This window comes from Psychroserpens mesophilus (genome assembly GCF_050617655.1).
Taxonomy (GTDB): domain Bacteria; phylum Bacteroidota; class Bacteroidia; order Flavobacteriales; family Flavobacteriaceae; genus Psychroserpens; species Psychroserpens mesophilus_A.
This window is the reverse complement of sequence record NZ_JBODQC010000518.1, coordinates 1-235: the sequence shown is the minus strand read 5'-3', so window position 1 is coordinate 235 and position 235 is coordinate 1. Positions and strand designations below refer to the sequence as shown.

At 72.8% G+C, this 235-nt stretch carries 1 protein-coding gene; it reads left to right on the top strand.

The genetic code is table 11. From position 1 onward, the window contains the following. On the top strand, window positions 1-235 hold a 235-nt coding region (locus ACRHNM_RS18225; RefSeq protein ID WP_431138036.1), incomplete at both ends, for a hypothetical protein.

Sequence of the window (235 nt, the reverse complement as noted above, 5' to 3'; positions counted from 1 at the left end):
GTGGTGCCGGCGCTGGTGGCGTTGTTCTTCGAACGCAAGGCGCGGCAACCGGCATTCCGGCTGGCGCTGGATGGCTGGCTGCTGCAGCGGCGCGGCATTGGCCGCCTGCTCGGCGAACTGGAAACCGCGCGGCGGGCCCGCACGCTGGGCACCCTGCTGCGCAATGGCGTGCCGTTGCTGGGTGCCTTGGGCATCGCCCGCAACGTGCTGGGCAACCGCGCGCTGGCTGCCGACG